12 protein-coding genes are annotated in these 16050 nt (G+C 61.9%); 4 read left to right on the top strand and 8 right to left on the bottom strand.

The window, feature by feature from the left end:
• Nucleotides 1-137 precede the first annotated feature (137 nt).
• The 3 genes from HMPREF9081_RS02400 to HMPREF9081_RS02390 are packed head-to-tail and all read left to right on the top strand — an operon-like array spanning nucleotide 138 to nucleotide 3149.
• A complete protein-coding gene (locus HMPREF9081_RS02400) occupies nucleotides 138-1130 on the top strand; it encodes an HlyD family secretion protein (RefSeq protein ID WP_006305346.1) in 993 nt (330 codons plus the stop codon).
• Nucleotides 1120-2040, top strand: a complete 921-nt coding sequence (locus HMPREF9081_RS02395; protein WP_006305345.1) for an ABC transporter ATP-binding protein — start codon at nucleotides 1120-1122, stop codon at nucleotides 2038-2040. Before HMPREF9081_RS02400 ends, HMPREF9081_RS02395 begins: the two co-directional genes overlap by 11 nt.
• Nucleotides 2037-3149: an ABC transporter permease gene (locus tag HMPREF9081_RS02390; RefSeq protein WP_006305344.1), complete on the top strand. Its 1113-nt coding sequence runs from the start codon at nucleotides 2037-2039 to the stop codon at nucleotides 3147-3149. The genes HMPREF9081_RS02395 and HMPREF9081_RS02390 overlap by 4 nt, the downstream gene beginning before the upstream one ends.
• Nucleotides 3150-3360: 211 nt before the next feature.
• Here HMPREF9081_RS02390 and HMPREF9081_RS02385 read toward each other — a convergent pair whose 3' ends face one another.
• On the bottom strand, nucleotides 3361-4392 hold the full coding sequence (locus HMPREF9081_RS02385) for a threonine aldolase family protein (RefSeq protein ID WP_040394312.1): 1032 nt from the start codon (nucleotides 4390-4392) through the stop codon (nucleotides 3361-3363).
• Nucleotides 4393-4557: 165 nt separating this feature from the next.
• Between HMPREF9081_RS02385 and HMPREF9081_RS02380 the strand changes: the two genes are divergently transcribed.
• A complete protein-coding gene (locus HMPREF9081_RS02380) occupies nucleotides 4558-4965 on the top strand; it encodes a hypothetical protein (protein ID WP_006305342.1) in 408 nt (135 codons plus the stop codon).
• Between the two features lie 249 nt (nucleotides 4966-5214).
• Here HMPREF9081_RS02380 and HMPREF9081_RS14335 read toward each other — a convergent pair whose 3' ends face one another.
• From HMPREF9081_RS14335 to HMPREF9081_RS02345, 7 genes are all read right to left on the bottom strand, one after another.
• On the bottom strand, nucleotides 5215-8319 hold the full coding sequence (locus tag HMPREF9081_RS14335; protein ID WP_006305341.1) for an autotransporter domain-containing protein: 3105 nt from the start codon (nucleotides 8317-8319) through the stop codon (nucleotides 5215-5217).
• Nucleotides 8320-8588: 269 nt separating this feature from the next.
• Nucleotides 8589-10112: a WG repeat-containing protein gene (locus HMPREF9081_RS02370; RefSeq protein WP_006305340.1), complete on the bottom strand. Its 1524-nt coding sequence runs from the start codon at nucleotides 10110-10112 to the stop codon at nucleotides 8589-8591.
• 34 nt (nucleotides 10113-10146) lie between these two features.
• Nucleotides 10147-11046 carry an AmmeMemoRadiSam system radical SAM enzyme gene (gene amrS, locus HMPREF9081_RS02365; protein ID WP_006305339.1) on the bottom strand — a complete coding sequence of 300 codons (900 nt, stop codon included), beginning with the start codon at nucleotides 11044-11046 and terminating at the stop codon, nucleotides 10147-10149.
• 1 nt (nucleotide 11047) lies between these two features.
• A complete protein-coding gene (gene amrA / locus HMPREF9081_RS02360) occupies nucleotides 11048-12430 on the bottom strand; it encodes an AmmeMemoRadiSam system protein A (RefSeq protein WP_006305338.1) in 1383 nt (460 codons plus the stop codon).
• A gap of 198 nt (nucleotides 12431-12628) precedes the next feature.
• Complete coding sequence (locus tag HMPREF9081_RS02355) at nucleotides 12629-14008, bottom strand: MATE family efflux transporter (protein ID WP_006305336.1); 1380 nt, start codon at nucleotides 14006-14008, stop codon at nucleotides 12629-12631.
• 428 nt (nucleotides 14009-14436) lie between these two features.
• On the bottom strand, nucleotides 14437-15078 hold the full coding sequence (eda, locus tag HMPREF9081_RS02350) for a bifunctional 4-hydroxy-2-oxoglutarate aldolase/2-dehydro-3-deoxy-phosphogluconate aldolase (protein ID WP_006305335.1): 642 nt from the start codon (nucleotides 15076-15078) through the stop codon (nucleotides 14437-14439).
• A complete protein-coding gene (locus HMPREF9081_RS02345; RefSeq protein WP_040394305.1) occupies nucleotides 15071-16027 on the bottom strand; it encodes a sugar kinase in 957 nt (318 codons plus the stop codon). The genes eda and HMPREF9081_RS02345 overlap by 8 nt, the downstream gene beginning before the upstream one ends.
• Nucleotides 16028-16050 lie beyond the last annotated feature (23 nt).

Below are 16050 nucleotides of genomic sequence, written 5' to 3'. Positions count from 1 at the left end.
GCAGCGAGCCGATAGGGGCGCTCGTGCAACCGCCTCTTTTTGATGTCTTTCATCGAATCTCATCGCAGTCAACTTTTCCGATTCACGTGTCAATGCTATACTATAGTCATTGGTTCTGCGTTGATCGGAGGGATTGTATGCCTGCCAAGGGAATTCGCATCGGCATTCTGCTCCTTGCGCTCGTCCTGCTCGTGGTGTTCGCCTATCGCGCGTATGTGGAGCAGGAGGGACGCGCACAGCTCCTCACGGGAACGGTGGAGGCGACGCGCGTCGAGGTCGGTGTGAAGGAGAGCGGTTATATTGAGGAACTCTTTCTGCATGAGGGGATGGAGGTGCGTGCGGGCGATGTCGCCGCACGCATCGGACGGCGTGATCTCATGGCGGCGCGCCTGCGCGATGAGGCGGCGCTCGCCCATGCCCGGACGAATCTCGCGCGTACGCAGAGCGGCAGCCGCGCAGAGGACATCCGTGCGGCCGCAGAGCGCACCCGCGGGGCACGCGCGGCTGCGGAGCGTGCGAGCGCCGACTATGCACGCGGTACGGAGCTCCTCGCAGAGGGCGCCATTGCACAGCAGGCGTTTGACGCCCTGCGTGAGGCGCGTGACACGGCGGATGCCAATCTGCACGCACGCGAGGAGGAGCAGCGGCTACTGGAGAACGGTAGCCGTCCCGAGGATATCCGGATGGCAGAGGAGGATGTGCGGCGGCAGCAGGCAATCCTCGCGATGGATGACTCTGTGATCGATGACCTCACCATACGCATACCGCGTAATGGTATTGTCTTGACGAAGAACTATGAGGCAGGCGAGTTTGTCCGTGCAGGAGCATCCGTTGCAACCCTCATCGACCCTGCGGATATCTGGATTAAGGTCTATGTGACGACCGATGCGCTCGGGGGCATTCATCTCGGCGATCCGGCACGCGTCTACATCGATGGGCAGGCGGAGCCGCTGCACGGCATTATTGCGGAGATCAGCGACGCGGCAGAGTTCACGCTGCGCCAGAGCATCACGAAGAATGAGCGGGCGAACCTCGTCTTTGGCGTAAAGGTCGCGGTGGATAATACCATGGGCATTCTAAAGCCCGGCATGCCTGCGGATGTAGAGCTGGGGGCGCATCATGGAACGTGAGGCGCATACGGGCGATATGCCTGTGATCGTAACGCATGAACTCACGCGTGTCTTTGGCAGCTACACTGCCGTCGATCATCTGAACCTCTCCGTGCCGCGCGGCGCGATCTACGGATTCATCGGATCGAACGGCTCGGGAAAGTCCACGGCGATCCGCATGATCTGCGGCATCCTCCCGCCGACAAGCGGCACAGCGTTCGTGCTCGGCTGTGACACGGCGGTGCATCCGGAGCGTGTGCGTCAGTCGCTCGGCTATATGTCCCAACGGTTCAGCCTCTATACGAATATGACGGTGCGCGAGAATATGATGTTCTACGGCGGACTCTACGGCCTCACGCGCACGGAGCGGCGTACGCGCACGGAGGAAGTGCTCGTGCGCATGCAGCTCACGGAGAAAGCGGATGTGCTCGCGGGTGGTCTTTCGGGCGGGCAGAAACAGCGGCTCGCGCTCGGCTGCGCGATTCTCCACCGTCCCGCGCTCCTCGTGCTCGACGAGCCGACGTCTGCCGTTGACCCCACGTCGCGGCGGCTCTTTTGGAATCTGCTCTCGGAGATGGCGGGCACGGAGCGGACGACGATCTTCGTCACAACGCATTTCATGGATGAGGCGGAGCACTGCGATGCGATTGCCTTTCTGCAACAGGGCAGGAAGATCGCCTCCGGCTCGCCGACGGCGCTGAAGGAGGAACTGCCTGCGCGTCTCTACGTCCTGCCGCAGGAGAGTGCGGAGGCGGGGACGGCGGCGCTGCGGGCGGCAGGCGTGCCCTATGACGAGGTCTATGTGTTCGGACGGCAGGTGCGTGCGCTTGTCTCACGGGATGTGACGCTGCCCTCGGCGCTGGGAGCACAGGCGTCCGCGCTGACGATGGAGGATGTCTTTATCTACTACGATCGGCGGCAGAGGGGGTGAGCGGCTTGCGGATTCTGGCGCTTCTCGTCAAGGAGCTCATTCAGATGCGGCGTGACCCCATGACCGTCGGCGTGACCTTTCTCCTGCCGGTCATCTATCTCATCGTGTTCGGCTTTGCCATCCGCACGGACGTGCGGCACCAGTCCACGGTCGTATTCGATCAGTCGCGGAGCGAGGAGAGCCGCAATTTCCTCGCGGCGATGACGGCAAGCGGCTATTTTGACCTGCGCTACATCGCGTGGAGCTACGATGAGCTGAACGAGCGGATCGAGCGCGGCGATGCAAAGATCGGCATTGTCTTTCCGCCCGATCTTGTACGGGAGGCAAACGCGGGGCACACCGTGCCGATTCAGGCGATTGTCGACGCCTCGGACTCCATCGCCTCGACCTCTGCCATCGCCGCCCTGACGGGGCTTGGCATGCGGGTGCAGCCCGTCGCTGTGCGCGGGGCGCCCGTGGCTGCGCCTGCCTACGACGTGCGCATCCGCGCGTGGTACAACCCCGATGCCGTCACCGCCTACTACATGCTGCCCGCACTCATGGGCATCATCCTCACGATCACCATGGTGCTCATGGTCTCCATGTCCATCGTGCGCGAACGCGAGGCGGGCACGCTTGAGCAGCTCCTCGTAACGCCGCTGCATATATGGGAACTGCTCGTCGGCAAGATCCTGCCCTACATCATGCTCGGCTACATCCAGACGACGATCTGCATCCTCGTCGCGCTTGCCATCTTTGGCGTGCCCCTGCGCGGGAGTATCCTGCTCCTCTATGCGCTCACGACCCTCTTTCTTCTCGCCTCGCTCACGATGGGGCTCATGATCGCATCGCTTGCGCAGAACCAGCTGCAGGCGGGGCTCATGAGCATTGCAACGCTCCTGCCGGGCATCCTCCTCTCGGGCTTCATGTTCCCGCGCGAGGCGATGCCCACATTCTTTCAGTACCTCAGCCTCGCTATCCCCATGACACACTACATCGAGATCCTGCGCATGATCTTCCTCAAGGGCGGCGGCATCACGGCACTTTATCAGCAGACCGCCTTTCTCGCGCTCTTCATCCTCGTCTTCTTCGGCACTGCCGTGCGGAAATTCAAGCGGTCGGTCATATAAAACGCCCTTGGACGTGTCGGTGCGATTCTCTTGTTGATCGCTGCCACAGGCTATATTTTAGCGATACAAAAAAAGTAACCGCCCAGCTTTTGACCGAGTGAGCGGTTATTCGAAAGGATATTAAGCAATCTTGGAAAGATGCCGTCAAGGACGTTTCTTTCTATGTTTATTAGAACAGCCCGCCTGCCCCGATGCAAGCGGATTTTCTCATTTACAGCACCGCGATCAGGCGCTCCACATCCTCCTCCCGCGTTGCCCAGCTCGTCGCGATGCGCATGATGGTCACGTCGCCCTGCTTCTCCCAGAAGCCCATGGCGACGTGCGCGGAGAGGCGGGCGAGCTGTGCGGGGTTGAGCGCGAGAAAGATCTGGTTCGTCGGCGCAAAGGGGGCGAGGGTGTATCCGTGCTCGGTGAGCGCCGTACGGATGCGGTCTGCCATGCGGATGGCGTGCGCGCCGCCGCGCTCGTAGAGTCCGTCCGTGAAGAGGGTATCGAACTGGATGCCGAGCACGCGCCCCTTCGCCAGAAGTGCGCCGCTTTGCTTCACGATGGTGAAGAAATGCGGCACGGTGCCCTGCTTCGGGAACACGACCGCCTCGCCGAGGAGCGCGCCGCATTTCGTCCCGCCGATGTAGAACGCATCGCAGAGCCGCGCGATGGCGGGCAGGGTCAGCTCGTTTGCATCGCAGCCGAGCGCGTACGCGAGCCGCGCGCCGTCGAGGAAGAGCGGAATGCGGTTCGTGCGGCAGACCACGCTGATGACCTCGAGCGCGTCCATCGTATAGAGCGTCCCGTACTCCGTCGGATGCGAGAGGTAGACCATGCCGGGGCGCACCATATGATCGCGGTTCGCGTCCTCATGGTAGGCACGCAGACAGCCCTCGATCGCCTCTGCCGAGAGCTTGCCGTCCGCGTGCGGCAGGGCGAGCACCTTGTGACCGCCCGCCTCGATCGCGCCCGCCTCGTGCACGGAGATGTGTCCCGTATCGGCGGCGATCACGCCCTCGTAGGGGCGCAGCAGCGCGGAGATGACAATGCGGTTCGTCTGTGTTCCGCCCGAGAGGAAATGAATCTCTGCGTGCGGCGCACGGCATGCCTTGCGGATCTTTTCCCGCGCCGCCTCCGAATATGGGTCAAGCCCGTAGCCCGCCGTCTGCTCCATATTCGTATCCGTGAGCCGCCGCAGGATTTCCGCGTGCGCGCCCTCCATATAGTCCGAGTCAAAGGACAGCATCTCGTTCATATCATCATCTCCCTGTGCTCTCATACTAGCGAAAAAGCAGCCGAAATTCAAGGGAATCCTGAAGGAATATTTCAGGTGTGGGGCACATTAATAAAATCCCATTTTCTCCGATAGAAATGGTAAGGACAACGATATTACGCAGGAAGCGCGAAGGGAGGGAATACTATGGAACTCGAGAAAATCTTTGGCAGCCGCGGCGTTGTGCCGACAGCGCCCGAGCGGCGCACGCATGCAGTGAAGGAGGATACGTCCGACACCTTTGCGCGGATGTTGCAGAACCTCAAGGAGTCCAAGGCGGCAGAGGCGCGCGACTGGGCGGAGCAGGAGGGCGACACCGCCATCACGCGCGTGCTCGCGGACGGATCGGTCATCACGCAGATCTATCAGGGGACGAAGCTCATCTCCCAGATCGTGACGCGCGGCTCGCACCCCGAGGCGGGCAAGGCAGTCGTCTCCGAGACCTTTGAGAAGTTGAAGCCGGACAACCTCGCCGAGGCGGGGAACCTGCTGCTCGCATCGCGGGCGGCGCAGAGCTCCGTCGCGACGGCGGCACTGGTCTCGACGATGCTGTGACGGATTCCTCAATCGACACAAAGGGGCTGTTGCACGAAGTTTTCCAACTTCGTGCAACAGCCCTTGTCCATTATGTCAGCAATATCGCTACAAGCGCCCCTTCCACCGCTTACGCGGTCCCCCTCCCCCGCTCTGGCGGGGGAGGCTAGGATTATGGTATCTTAGCTTCCCCCGCCAGAGCGGGGGAAGTGGCGAGCACAGCGAGCCGATAGGGGCGTTCGTAGAGCAGCCCCCTTTTCGTATGTAAAATCAGAATCTCCAGTCAAAGCCTGCCTTGAAGGTGACGCCGCGCTGTTTGCCCGCCCAGCCCTCGACGGAGAGGTCGGCGGTGGCACGTTTGCCGAGGTTTGCGCGGTAGCCGAGCTCCAGGCTGCCCGAGAGTCCCTTGAGCGAGGGGCTGGGCGTGTCGTAGGAGAAGCCGCCCGTGTGGTAGGTCGCGCCTGCGTCGCCCTTGAACTCGTACTGCAGCGATGTCCCAAGGATGAGTGCGCCGCTCCCCTTCGGGATCGTCCAGCGCGCACTCGTGCGCAGGCGATGGCTGTCAACGTCGTGGAAGTCATAGCGGTCGCCCGTCGAGAGGGTTGCGCTCGCGCCGTTCTGGTGCGTGTAGAAGTAGCGGAGGTAAAGCTCACGCTCGGTGCCGCTCTCCGCCACGCTCCTCTGACCGACGCCGAGGTGCGCGCCGATGTAGTTCGCATCCGTGTCATAGGATGCGCGGCGCGTGATTCCCCCGATGGGGAGGTCTGCCTCGTAGTCCGTGCTCATGCGTCCAAAGCGCAGGCTGGCGTCGTAGAATAATCCGCTCTTTTGCTCCTGCTTGAGGAAGAGTCCGCCGCCGACGTAGTGGGTATCGCCCTCGCCGTGCGTGCCGTCATCGAGGTAGGAGTCGTAGCTGCCGCGCCCGTACTCGACGATGGGACCGAAGAGGGTGCGGTCACTCCCGTGCATGACCTCGCGTGCGAAGCCGACGGCGAGGTTCATGCCCCGGACGGTGACATGGGAGCCGGTCTCATGGCGGAGGCTCGATCCGCCGATGGCGGCAAAGGGGGCGAATCCGCCCGCACCTGCTGCCTCCGTCGAGGCGCTTGCCATGCCGCTGCCCGCGATGAGGTCGCTGCTCGCGCCGAGGAAGGCGGCGGTGCCGGTCATGGTCTCGGCGAGGGACTTCGTGCTCTCATGCAGGACGAAGGTGCCATTGTCCGGATTTGGCGTCGGCGTTGGTGTAGGTGTCGGCGTCGGCGTCGGTGTCGGCGTTGGTGTCGGCGTCGGCGTCGGTGTCGGTGTCGGCGTCGGCGTCGGCGTCGGCGTTGGTGTTGGCGTCGGCGTCGGTGTTGGCGTCGGCGTCGGCGTTGGTGTCGGCGTCGGCGTCGGTGTCGGTGTTGGCGTCGGTGTCGGTGTTGGCGTTGGTGTCGGTGTTGGCGTCGGTGTTGGCGTCGGCGTCGGCGTCGGCGTCGGCGTTGGTGTCGGTGTCACACCGTCATCGATGGCGCTGCCGTCGACCTTGACAACGAGTTCCTTCTTATCGTTCGTGACGCCCATCTTTGCCGTCCGATGCCCCGATACGCCCTCATAGACGGTCATCGTTGTTGCACCGTCGGTCTCGATCTGCGCATTCTCCGTGCGCAGAAGGCGCAGGCGATTTGCCGTAGAGCTTCCCGGCAGATATGCCGCGAGCGTTGTGCCGCTGAGGTTGGTGTTGGCATTCGAGGTCACACGCAGCATCGTATCATTTGCGGTCATGCCTGCAGGCACGTAGAATGCGAGTTTTTGGAAATCCCCAATGCTCTGCGCCGTGATGTTTTTCGTCTCACGCACGATGAGCGTGTTGTCCGCGCGCACCACACTTGCCGCTCTGGCGTCGCCGCCGTACAGCTGCGCCCGCGTGAGGTCAGGTGCGCCCGCGATCTCAACGATGTTGCCGCGCACAACTGCCGTCGTGTTCGCCGTTCCATTGGTCAGTGCACGTCCGCCGTAGATCGCGCCCTCATATCTGCCGCCGCCGATGTAGATCACATTGCTCTCGGCAGCTGCAACTGCCGTATTGCTGCCCGCGTCGGCACTTGCATCGCCGCCGTAGACAGACTGCTCGAAGCGACCTGCGGTCAGCGTCAGGATATTGCCGTCTGCAGTCACGGTGGAATTGGCTGTCGTGTTTGCTTTTGCCCTGCCGCCGGTGATCTCCTCCCATACTGCGCTTGTGGGGCTGAGCGTGACGCGGTTCGCATTTGCCGTCGCAAGGATCGTGTCCGTACCGTTCAGAACGGTTGCAGAGCCGCCAATGACGCTGCCCCCATCCGAATAGGCACCGCCCGTGATGGTGACAATATTCTCATTTGCCGTCGCGGTTGCGCGCGCGCCTGATGGGAGCGCATAGGCCGTTCCGCCGCTGTAGCCGCCATTGGTGCTCGATGAATTTCTGAGGGTGACAGTGTTTTTGTCCGCGTGCGCCTCCGCTGCGCCGCGCCTCGTCTCGGCTCTGGCATAGCCGCCCTCTGCGGAGAATCCATCTTTGAGCGTGCCGCCGTCGATCGTGATATCGTTGTTCGTGACGGTTGTTTCCGCTGCGCCGCTGTCCGTTTTGATCGAGCCAAAGCCACCGTCGAACGTGTAGGAGTATGTTCCTCCCGTGCCGATCACATCGTTGTCATCGACCGTCACGCTGACGCGCGTGGCAGTCGTTCCGATGAGATCGACCGAGGCGGCGGCGGCGTGATTGATCGCACCGCCCGTGTTGGTCACGCGGTTCCCCTTTGCCTCGGCGGCAAAGGATGTGCCCGCACCCGCAGCCTTCTGCTCAATGTGTGCGCCGTAGAGGTCGCCGATCTGCGTGCCTCCCGCGTCAACGAGAATTGTATTCTCATTGGTCCGATAGGTGACGGGACCTCCCTGCGTCGCATAAACGCGAATATTGCCGCCGTAGAGATGGGTCGTCTTCCCCGTCGTGAGCGTGACGGTGTTCCCGCTCGCCGTGAGCGTGGTCGCGCCCGGCGCTGTCGCGTTATCGTAGCGCTGATATTCGACCCAGCCGCCTGCGAGGAAGCCGAGCTCGTCATTGCTCCGCACGGTAAGCGTATTGCTGCTCGCCGACGCCGTGCCGTCTCCGTTATCGTGCCGCAGCTCGGCATCTCCGCCGTATACCGCGCGCTGACTGCCGTCCGTCACCGTGATATTATGATTGTCCTCGATTGGTGATGCAGATGCGTTCGTCCCTCCGAGCGCCAGCCCTGCCGCAATCAGTGCGCCAAGCGTGCGCTGTCCCCTATTCCGTTTCATAAAATGACTCCTTTCACTCATCTCGTTCACCAAAATACGAATCCGATGAACGAAATCCTGCCATTTCTTTTGATAACACATTTCACAGGATACGTAAATAGGACGAAAAGCTCATGTTATATAAGACTGACGAAAAAATTTACGGATATTGTGGGAGTGACATTAAAAGGAAGATGACGTATTGCCTATGCCCGGCAGGAATATTCCGCGCCCGTACGACGTGCGCACATTTCTTAGAGTTTTACGCATGCAAATAGGACTATAGTGTCGGGATACACACTACAGTCCTATGTTGACGCATGAGAAGTTGCTGAGGAACGATGATTTTTCCTGAACGTTGAGGAGCGCCGTTATAGGCTGTCTGTCGTAACCTGATGCGTGCGTACCTCGGCGTAGGTGGGGGCAATGGCGATATTGCCCTTCTTGTCGATAAAGCCCCACTTGTCCCCGATCTTCACGGGCGCAAATCCATCGCGAAACATGCCGATGTCCGTGATGTTATTCGGCAGGAGGAAGGGGACGCGTCCCGTCTTGTCGATGAAGAAGGATTTTCCGCCTTGCCGAACGGCGGCAATCCCATCGGTAAAGTCGTGCACCTCATCGTATCTCGGCTCGATTACGATTTTGCCGTCACGTCCGACAAAGCCCCATTTATCGCCGTCCTGCACCGCAGCGAGGTCGTCGTAGAAGAAGTGGATGCCCTTGTATTTCGGCTCGACGACGTAGGCGCCCTTCCGATCGACCATGCCCCATTTGCTCTTGACGCGGACGAGTGCGACCCCGTCCATGAAGAAGGAGTTGTAGTCATTCTTGGTTGAGATGATCTCAGCGCCCGTCTTGTCGATGTAGCCGCGTTTGACCTTTTCGCCGATGAGATCGGTGCCGACCCCGAATGTCGGTATCCCCGTAGCAAAAGAGACGGCACTGGTGAGGAAGCCGCCGAGCAGCCCGACCTTGACCTCGCGGCGCACCTCGGCGAGCCCGTTCTCGAACGAGTCGACATCCTCATAGCGCGTCTGGATTACCTTTGCACCCGTCTTGTCGATGAACGCCCAGTGCTTCTTTTCCTTTATCATCGCGAGCCCGTCGGAAAAGCCGCCAATGGATTTGGCACGGAACTGCGGTTGTATCACCATTGTGCCACTCTTGTCAATAAAACCCCATTTCTTTTTGACTGCGACGGGAGCAAGCCCCTCCTGAAAGATCATGGCATTTTCAAACTGTACGGGGATTGCCTCGCTGCCGTTCGTGTCGATGTAGCCCATTTTGTTTTTCGTCGGCTCAACGACCGCCAGCCCCTCTGAGAACCGGGATGCCCACAGATAAGTGTCGTTTATCAGCAGACTGCCATCGCGGCGGTAGAAGACAAACTTTTTATCCTTGCGCTCGACACGGGAGATGCCGTCATAAAACGGGGTGACGGAGCGGTATTCGACCGGCAGGAGAACATTTCCCGCCGTATCGTATGCACCATACATATCCTTTGTGTTCTGCACGATGATCGTATCTGCCGCAAGCGGATAGATTGCCTTGTAGATGGCAGGGACGATGACCGTACCGTCGAGGCGGACGATGCCCCATGTCTTGCCCTGACGGACGGCGACCGCGTCGGCGGAGTAGGAGGCGATCTCATCGTACTCCGCCGGGATGACGAGGCTGCCCGAGGGAGCGACTGCGCCCCACTTCTTGCCCACGCGGACAGTGGCGAACGGCTTGGACGTCTGCTGTGCAGGGGCGGCGGTCGCTGTCTGCTCTGTCACCTGTGCCGCCGCGGTGGGCGTTGCCTCTGCCGCAAATCCTGCGGGCATCGCGCAGAGCACGCCCATCGTCATCATTGTTGCGATTGTGGCGCGCAGCTTCTTGTGCGTTGTCATTTGGTCATCTCCTTTGAAAATATACTTATTTCACTCAGCAGTTCCCGCGATGGACATGCCGCAGATGCTGCCGTGCGATGGCAGTGAGTTTGTCGATCGTTACGATCGGTGTCGGCGGCGTGCTCATGCGGTGGCGCGGGAAGTAGCGGCTGATGTGCAGGGGAAGGTCGGGCGAGAGGGCGGCAAGCCAGCGTGCCTCCTCGTCCATATCCTCGGCGCTGTCGTTCATCGCGGGGATGATGAGCGTCGTCACCTCGACGTGGACGCCGCTGCGGACGGCGCGTGCAATTGTACCCTTGACCGTCTCCAGATCGCCGCCGAGGCGTCGATAGGTGTCCGTGCGCCATGCCTTCAGATCGATGTTCATCGCGTCGACATGCGGCAGGAGCTGTGCGAGCGGCTCCGCAGAGATCGTTCCGTTCGTGACGAGCACGACGCTGAGTCCCGCCGCGTGCAGGAGCGGCGCACTGTCCATGATGTACTCGTAGCCGACGAGCGGCTCGTTGTAGGTAAAGGCAACGCCGAGATTGCCGCGCGGCTGATGCCGCAGATCGTCCGCGAGTGCAGCGAGGCGCGCGGGCGCGACATGCTCCGTCGGGGTGGAGTCGTCTGCCATCGCAATGCCGGCGTTCTGACAGAAGGGACACGCGAGATTGCAGCCGAAGCTGCCGACGGAGAGGATGAAGCTCTCGGGGTGAAAGTGGTAGAGCGGCTTCTTCTCGATCGGGTCGAGCGCGAGTGCGGTCAGCCGCCCATAGTTCACCGCGCGGATCGTACCGTCGACGTTTGCGCGCGCACGGCAGAATCCCGTCTCTCCCGTGCGCAGACGGCAGACATGGGGGCAGAGGGGGCAGGTGATACACCCCTCGGTATCCCCGTGTGGATGTGTTGCGTTCGTGTCTGCCGCAGTATGTATGTGCGTCTCGGCGCTCATCTCAGTGGTGCCGCTCGACGGTAAAGCGCCAGATGCGGACGGCGGCATCGGCGGGAATCCCGCCCTTCTGCCGCGCGATGTGCAGCTGCTCCTCCACCGTATCAACGCCCGGGAGATCAGGCAGCAGCAGTCCCTTGCGCGCGCGGTACTCGACGATGACACCATACTTTTTCACATCGAGATCATCCGCACCTGTGACGAGCTCCGGCTCCGTCAGCACATCGACCGAGTAGACGAGGGCGTCCAGCTCCTCCTCCCGAACGGGCGGGAAGCGGGGATCGCGGAGCGCCGCACTGGCGGCGTTCTGCATGATCTCGGCGGCGATGTTCTTCGTCGTCGGCTCGAACGTGCCGATGCAGCCGCGCAGCTCGCCGTTCTTCTTGAGCGAGACAAAGACGCCTGCGCGCTCTGTCATCTCGGACGGGAGCCCTGTGGGGCGCTCTGCCGGTTCCCCCGTACGCACGATCGTCTCAATCGCGCGCCGCGCGAGCCGTACATAGTCGTCCTCAGCGGCGCGCCGCTCCTCCAGAGCCCGCCGTTCGAGCATTTCATAGCGCTCAGCGAAGCTGCGGCGCGGGTCCTCGCGCATCACCCGCAGCGACACAACGCCGTAGCCGACGCCGAACGGCCCCTGATAGGAGAGCTTCTTGATCTTGAGCGCCTGCCCGTCGAGCGCGCCCGCCATCATCCAGAACGTGCGCAGACCGCACTCCGCCGCCGGCTCATAGAGCGCGCGGTCCATGCGCAGCAGCTTCAGGAAGTCGCCCTCCTCGAGGTACTTCATGCACGCCTTGTCAAAGCGCGGTCCCTCGGGCGCGAAGCCGTACGGCCCCTCGGGCGTCAGCTTGTGCGAGAGGTCGCCGCTCGCGATAAAGACCGCGCGCCGCCCGAGCGTGTGCACCGCGCGCGCGATGCATTTGCCGAAGCTGTAGTGATCGAGCGGGGAGAGCCCCGAAATGCCGAGCCGCACGATGCGGAAGTCACGCGTATGCGCGTGCAGAAAGTGCAGTGGGATCATGACCGCGTGGTCGAGCGCGGCATTTCGCCCGCCGACCGGTCCCGCCTCGATGCCCGCCGCCCCCGCCTCCATCGCGATCTCCTTCGCGAGGACTGCGTCGTACTGCGTCGTCACCGCGACCTCGGGCGCGCCGAACTGGGCAAAGCTGCCCGAGCCCTCCTCGCCGGGCGCGATGTGGAAGTAGTCGGCATACATGACCGTGTGCGGGCTGGCGATGATGACCGTATCGGGCTGGAACTCTGCCGCCTCCTTCATGGCGCGCTCATACGCATGGATCGTGAGCTGGATCTTCCTCTCCTCGCCCCGCCCGACCTCGGGTATGATGAGCGGCGGATGCGGCAGGACATAGGCTGCAAGTATGGACATGGTACGACCTCCTTACGAAATGCTATTGTATTTATTCGATGTGCAGAGAAAAAGCCCTGCATGATTTTGCGGCGGCATTCGCAAACAACGCAACTAAAATGGTCTATGTCAAGTGTTACGGACTCCGATGGAACAGAAAAACACGGGGCTGCTGCACGAAGTCGATGAACTTCATGCAGCAGCCCCTTCGTTGTGTGTTCATGTGGGGAACAGGCTTCTGGGGTAGGTTTGGAGCAGATGGCGCCGATAGAATTCATAGACGAACGCCAAGAGGAGCGCCGTGAGCGCCCAGCTGATCGGATAGACGAGCATCAGCATGCCAAAATCATGCGTCGCGTCGAATACGTTGTAGACCCAGACCACGCGACTGCCGCAGATCGTAACGAGGGAGATCACCGCCGGCGGCATTGACGAACCGAACCCGCGTAGCGCGCCGGACAGCACCTCCAAAAAGCCGCTCGGCAGTACGAGGCCGGACACGTACAAGATGCGAACAGTACCAAGCGCGATCACGGCTTCCTCTGCGGTGAAAAGGCGCAGGAGCTGGCGGTCCAAGAGCACGGCGGCAGTACCGGAGGCAATGGCGAAGCAGGCGCCGATGATCATCCCCACGCGCGTGATGCGGCAGCAGCGCGGAATGTTCCGCGCGCCGAAGTTCTGACCGACGAAGGTTGTGACGGTCTGACCGATCGCGTTTGTAAAGCTGTAGATCAGCGCCTCGATGATGAACCCTGCCGAGGAGGCCGCCATCGCGTCTGCGCCGAGCGAATTGATGGACGTCTGGATGAGGAGGTTCGACAGGGAGAAGAGAGCGCCTTGGATGCCCGCCGGCAGACCGATCCGGATGATTTCGCGCAGCTCCTGCGCGGTGAACACCAGCAGCTTTCGCTCCACCTTGACCACGCCGTGATCCTGCCGGAGGAAATGCCAGAGCACGAGTGCGGCAACGAAATTCGACAGCGTCGTCGCCGCGGCGACGCCCGCCGTTCCGAGATCGAGCAGCAGTACGGCGGCGAGGTTTAGGATGATGTTCAGCAGACTGGCGGCGATCAGCGCGAGGAGCGGCTTTTTTGTATCGCCGTACCCGCGAAGAACCGCCGCCTCGAAGTTGTAGAGGGCCATGGCAGGGATACCGAGCAGATAGATGCGCAGATACGTTTCTGCATCCGGCAGAACCTCTGCGGGGACGAGCAGCGCCGTGAGAAGCCTGTCCGCGAGCAGCTCGCTCGCCAGCATCAGCAGGACGCCGATCACGGCAGCGAGCATGATGCCGGAGTGGACGGCACGCCGCGCGTGCTTCGCATTCCCGCCGCCCAGCCGCTGTGCGATGACCACGTTGGCACCGAGGGCGAGCCCGACCAGCAGGGCGACCAGGAGGGATACGATGGGCGTATTGTTGCCCACCGCCGCCATCGCGTTCATGCTGACGAGCTGACCCAGAACGACGACATCCGCCGCATTAAAAAGCTGCTGAAATACGCTCGTGAACGCCAGAGGCAGCGCGAACCATATCATCTTTCCGACGAGCGGACCATGCAGCATATCCGTCGCCTGTTGTTTTTGTTTCTCTTTTTGCATATTGCGCCTCACGATTCAGAGCGTGCTTCCATATATCCTCCTCGGTTGAGAGGGAAAACCCTTGTCCATAGTATAGCAGAGATTGGCATGTGTACAAAACAAAAGGGGCGTTGCACGAAGCTAAAACTTCGTACAACGCCCCTTCTTTGTACCCCTTCCACCGCTTGCGCGGTCCCCCTTCCCCGTCAAACGGGGAAGGCTAGAATTATGGCATCTTAGCTTCCCCCGCCAGAGCGGGGGAGCGGTCAACCTCTTCCAATCACACTTCGCCTTTCGGCTTGTGTTCTTGGGAGGTTTTCCCATACGACCTGTTACCCGCTCAGCTGCGCCCTTCGGGCTTGCTTCTCGGACAGGTCAGTAAGTGGCGAGCGTAGCGAGCCGATAGGGGCGCTCGTAGAGCAGCCCCTCGATGTATTTCTGTCGTCCGACTAGCGTGTGGGCAGCGCGGTCTGCATCTTCTGCACAATTTTGCGGCAGATATCGGCAATGCCCGCCCAGTCCCGCGCCGCGACGAGTTTGTCGGGCGTCATAAAGCTGCCGCCGATCGCCGCGACGTTCGGCAGCGCGAGATAGTCGATCATATTGTCGAGATTTACGCCGCCCGTCGGCAGGAACTTCACATCGGCAAACGGCCCCGCGAGCGCCTTGAGCGTCGTCGTACCGCCGTATGCCGCAGCGGGGAAGAACTTGCACAGGCGGATGCCGTACGCGCGCGATCCCTCGATCTCGCCCGGCGTGACGGTGCCGGGGATCACATCGACATCGTGCGCCAGGCACCATTCGATGACAGAGGGGTTGTAGGCGGGCGTCACAATGTAGGTCGCACCCGCATCGACCGCCGCCGCCGCCTGCTTTGCCGTGTGCACCGTGCCCGCACCGACGATGAGATCCGGGATCTCCTTCATCGCGCGGATCGTATCGAGGCACGCCTCCGTACGGAACGTGACCTCGGCGACGGGGATGCCGCCCGCGACGAGCGCCTCGCCGAGCGGCTTCGCGCACGCCGCGTCCGCAAGCACGACGAGCGGCACCAGACCAATCCCCGCGATTCTCTGCAGCTGTTCACTCATCGGTGGAATCCGCCTCCTTCATAAATCTCTCAAGTTCGGCAGGGGTTGGCAGCCCCTCGTTGTCGCCGCGGCTCATGACCTGGATCGCCCCGATGGCGGCGCCGCGCCGCACGGCATCGCGCATGGACAGCCCCTCCATCAGCCCCGTGAGGACGCCCGCCGCAAAGCCGTCGCCCGCGCCGACCGTATCGACGACCTCGCGCACGCAAAAGCCCGCGACGTGGTAGCGCTCCGCACCGTCGGCGACGTATGCACCCGTGCTGCCGCACTTCGTAATGACCGTACGAGCGCCGCGCTCCTGATAGTAGTCGGAGATCGCGGTGGGCTCGTCGCTCCCCACGAGGATCTTGCCCTCCGCCGTGCCCGGCAGCACAATGTCCGCACGCGCGGCAAGATCGTTGATGGTCTCGCGCATTGTGCGCTCATCCGGCCAGAGCTGGGGACGCAGGTTCGGATCGAACGAGATCGTGAGCCCCGCCGCGCGTGCGCGCGTGAACATCAGGTCGACTGCCGCCCGCGTCGACGCCGTGAGCGCCGGCAGGATGCCCGTCAGGTGGATGTGGCTGTAGGAGGAGAAGTCGATTGCCTCCACATCCTCCGGCGCGAGCGTCGAGGCGGCAGAACCCGCGCGGAAGTAAAAGATCGGGGGATCGCCTGCGTGCACGCGTCCCTTGAGCATAAAGCCCGTACGCCGCTCCGCATCCCACGCGATGAACTCGTTTCCAATCTGGTTTTCACTCAGTACATGGATAATGCGCTCGCCGAATGGGTCGCGTCCGAGCTTCGTCAAATAGGTGACGCGGTGTCCGAGCCGTGCGACGCCGACGGCAACGTTGAACTCCGCGCCCGCGACCGCGAGATCGTAGCCTGTGACGCTGCCGAGGGCGCCCTCGCTCTGCGCGATGAGCAGCCCCATCGGCTCTCCCGCGAGAATCAGACCTTGTTTCATGCGCAGACCTCCTTTTTTATTTT

Origin of the sequence: Centipeda periodontii DSM 2778 (assembly GCF_000213975.1) — a bacterium.
In the GTDB taxonomy this organism is placed as follows: domain Bacteria; phylum Bacillota; class Negativicutes; order Selenomonadales; family Selenomonadaceae; genus Centipeda; species Centipeda periodontii.
Note: the sequence above shows the minus strand (reverse complement) of the source record. Positions and strands in the feature narration are given on the sequence as shown.

What these genes read in the sequence shown, in the direction of transcription:
- HMPREF9081_RS02400 (WP_006305346.1), top strand. Translation starts at nt 138, where the DNA reads ATGCCTGCCAAGGGAATTCGCATCGGCATTCTGCTCCTTGCGCTCGTC.
- HMPREF9081_RS02355 (WP_006305336.1), bottom strand. Translation starts at nt 14,008, where the DNA reads ATGCAAAAAGAGAAACAAAAACAACAGGCGACGGATATGCTGCATGGT.
- eda (WP_006305335.1), bottom strand. Translation starts at nt 15,078, where the DNA reads ATGAGTGAACAGCTGCAGAGAATCGCGGGGATTGGTCTGGTGCCGCTC.
- amrA (WP_006305338.1), bottom strand. Translation starts at nt 12,430, where the DNA reads ATGTCCATACTTGCAGCCTATGTCCTGCCGCATCCGCCGCTCATCATA.
- amrS (WP_006305339.1), bottom strand. Translation starts at nt 11,046, where the DNA reads ATGAGCGCCGAGACGCACATACATACTGCGGCAGACACGAACGCAACA.
- HMPREF9081_RS02345 (WP_040394305.1), bottom strand. Translation starts at nt 16,027, where the DNA reads ATGAAACAAGGTCTGATTCTCGCGGGAGAGCCGATGGGGCTGCTCATC.
- HMPREF9081_RS02370 (WP_006305340.1), bottom strand. Translation starts at nt 10,112, where the DNA reads ATGACAACGCACAAGAAGCTGCGCGCCACAATCGCAACAATGATGACG.
- HMPREF9081_RS02385 (WP_040394312.1), bottom strand. Translation starts at nt 4,392, where the DNA reads ATGAACGAGATGCTGTCCTTTGACTCGGACTATATGGAGGGCGCGCAC.
- HMPREF9081_RS14335 (WP_006305341.1), bottom strand. Translation starts at nt 8,319, where the DNA reads ATGTGTTATCAAAAGAAATGGCAGGATTTCGTTCATCGGATTCGTATT.
- HMPREF9081_RS02395 (WP_006305345.1), top strand. Translation starts at nt 1,120, where the DNA reads ATGGAACGTGAGGCGCATACGGGCGATATGCCTGTGATCGTAACGCAT.
- HMPREF9081_RS02380 (WP_006305342.1), top strand. Translation starts at nt 4,558, where the DNA reads ATGGAACTCGAGAAAATCTTTGGCAGCCGCGGCGTTGTGCCGACAGCG.